This window comes from Vibrio sp. OPT46 (assembly GCF_015163535.1).
Classification (GTDB): domain Bacteria; phylum Pseudomonadota; class Gammaproteobacteria; order Enterobacterales; family Vibrionaceae; genus Vibrio; species Vibrio alginolyticus.
Genome location: NZ_JADDYG010000603.1, coordinates 12,724 through 15,196 on the forward strand (window position 1 = coordinate 12,724; position 2,473 = coordinate 15,196).

The following is a 2,473-nucleotide window of genomic DNA, read 5'->3' on the forward strand; positions in this document are numbered from 1 at the left end:
TAAAGACATCACTTATAACCGACTGCTAAAACAAACCATTTATGAATCGCATTTGATGAATGAACAAATCGTCATGGAGTTACTTGAATTGAAGGTGGAGGATGAACTCTCTTTGTCTCAAGCTGCTCGGGAGTTAAGTCTTGAAGGATTTAAATTAGCGATTGACGATTATGGCGTCAATGCATCGACAACTGAGCGAGTGAGAAGCGTTTGCCCAGATATAATCAAGATGGATCGCTCTTTATTGCTAAGGTATGAAAACGGTGATTTTAAAGCGCTTAACGATGCATTATCACTCGCAAAAGCGTTATGCTCTAAAACCGTTATCGAAGGAATTGAAACCGAGCATCAACTTCGCTTAATGAAAAAGCTCGGTTTCGATATGTATCAAGGGTACCTACTTGCTATCCCCCAAACGTTAGACGCCTATGAAGAGGCAAAAACAGCCTGACTATGTAAGAACAAAAGTTTGCGCGGTTTAGCGAGAGCTACGTGATTTACCACGATTCTTATGAATCGCCAATTTTGCTTTTAGCTTACGCTTCTCAGATGAACGACTACGACGACGCCCACCCCCATTTTGTTCAGGCTCAATTTCTTCTACAAGACTTGGTTCGAAACCTGCCAGCCATTCTTGGGGTAAGCGTTGATCAAGCAGATTCTCGATAGCTTGCAACAAGTACTCCTCATCTCGACTCATCAGAGAAACCGCCAAACCTGACTTTCCTGCTCTTCCAGTGCGGCCAATTCGATGGACATAATCTTCTGCTTTGAATGGCATATCAAAGTTCACGACTTGTTCTAGCTCTTGAATGTCTAACCCTCGTGCTGCCACATCGGTTGCAATCAAAGCACGTACCTTACCTTGTTTAAATTCATCCAAAGCTCTTTGGCGGGCACCTTGTGATTTATCGCCGTTGATAGAAACCGCTTTGATGCCATCTAACTTGAGCTCTTTCGCTAACTCATCACTGCCTTGCTTCGTTTTTGTAAATACAAGCACTTGCTGCCAATTCCGCGAGCCAATTAAGTACGCTAGCAATTCACGTTTCCGTTTTTTATCCACTGGATAAACCATTTGTGTTACCGTTTCAGCAGTCGTATTTGCTGGTGAAACTTCGACTTCAACTGGCGATTCCATGAGTTTATACGCAATAGTTTTGATTCGCTTCTCAAATGTCGCAGAGAACAATAGGATCTGTTTCTCAGCAGGCAAACGTCGGAAGATGCGCTGCAAGTCAGGCCAAAATCCCATATCTAACATACGGTCGGCTTCGTCTAACACGAGCATACCGGTTTTAGAGATGTTTACGTTACCATTAAACAGGTGATCCAAAAGGCGGCCTGGCGTGGCAATCAAAATATCAGCACCCTCTTCTAACTTTCTCTTTTGTACGCCAATGCTTGTACCACCATAAACACACACGATGCGAAGTTCTGTTTCTGCCGAGTACTGATTCAAATTATCAAATACCTGCTGTGCAAGCTCGCGTGTTGGAACCAAAATCAATGCTTGAGGTGTGCCGTTAAGTTTCTTTTGCTGAACGGTTTGTATGATAGGTAAACCAAACGCAGCCGTTTTTCCCGTACCAGTTTGTGCAGCAGCAAGTAAGTTTTTTCCTGCAAGGACGTGTGGAATTGACTTTTCTTGCACTGGTGTTGGCGTCACGATATTTAGATTGCCTAGCGTCTCGATTAGCTTTTGTTCGATGCCTAAATCAGCAAAATTAACAGACATGTGTAACCTCATTATTTTTGGAGCGCAGAGTTTACCAGAGCCCCTAAAGCCATACTACTTTTCTATCTCATTGAGTTGAGTCATTAAGCTGTTGCTGAAAGTCATACGACTGGCGCAAAACATCTCGATAAAGTGACGAGAACTTCTCTTCTAATTCGGTGTAATCACTTTCAATCACTTTAAATGTTGTGGTTAAGTCTGCCATTCTAGGGCTTCTTTGCGACATCCGATGTAGTGCAAATTCTATATTGTCTAGATCTTGATAGGATTGAAGCCATCGGCCATGCCACATTCTGCTGTGGAGCACCAAAAAACGTGGCGGCAAATGTTCATGAACCTCTCGGTTTACTCGCTCGTATGCCGTTTGGACAAAGTGTTCGAGAGGCACGGAATGAAAGTCGTTCCAGTGTTTTGCGAGGCAATGATCCCAAAACATATCCAAAGCGATAGGTGCAAAACGTCTCGCAATACCAGTGAAATGAGGCTTACATTCGTTGACGATTGGATGATGGTCAGTAATACGGTCAACAAATCTATGTAATCTGATACCATTTGAGATATCGCGATCATACAGCTTGCTTGGATCTCCTTTTACGAAGTCTCCAAGCAAGTTTCCCAATAAATGGCTGTTACTGTGATCTGCGATATGCAGGTGGGCTAGAAAGTTCATTCGACGCCAGTTTTGGCCTCTAGGGCTTGGTGTGACATGAACCTAGTATAACGTCAATTACGACG

At 43.3% G+C, this 2,473-nt stretch carries 3 protein-coding genes; 1 reads left to right on the plus strand and 2 read right to left on the minus strand.

All coding sequences use genetic code 11. The features are described 5' to 3' along the window. Positions 1-451 (plus strand): EAL domain-containing protein (locus tag IQR33_RS23595; protein WP_193844106.1); only part of this gene is annotated, 451 nt, incomplete at its 5' end. Between the two features lie 27 nt (positions 452-478). Here IQR33_RS23595 and IQR33_RS23600 read toward each other — a convergent pair. Then, positions 479-1,738 (minus strand): DEAD/DEAH box helicase, encoded by a 1,260-nt coding sequence (locus tag IQR33_RS23600; protein WP_165935324.1) that lies wholly within the window; start codon positions 1,736-1,738, stop codon positions 479-481. 67 nt (positions 1,739-1,805) lie between these two features. Continuing rightward, positions 1,806-2,408: an ACP phosphodiesterase gene (locus IQR33_RS23605; protein ID WP_085569047.1), complete on the minus strand. Its 603-nt coding sequence runs from the start codon at positions 2,406-2,408 to the stop codon at positions 1,806-1,808. Between the last annotated feature and the right edge of the window lie 65 nt (positions 2,409-2,473).

Coding starts and splice junctions, on each gene's coding strand:
- IQR33_RS23600 (WP_165935324.1), bottom strand. CDS start 1,738: ATGTCTGTTAATTTTGCTGATTTAGGCATCGAACAAAAGCTAATCGAG.
- IQR33_RS23605 (WP_085569047.1), bottom strand. CDS start 2,408: ATGAACTTTCTAGCCCACCTGCATATCGCAGATCACAGTAACAGCCAT.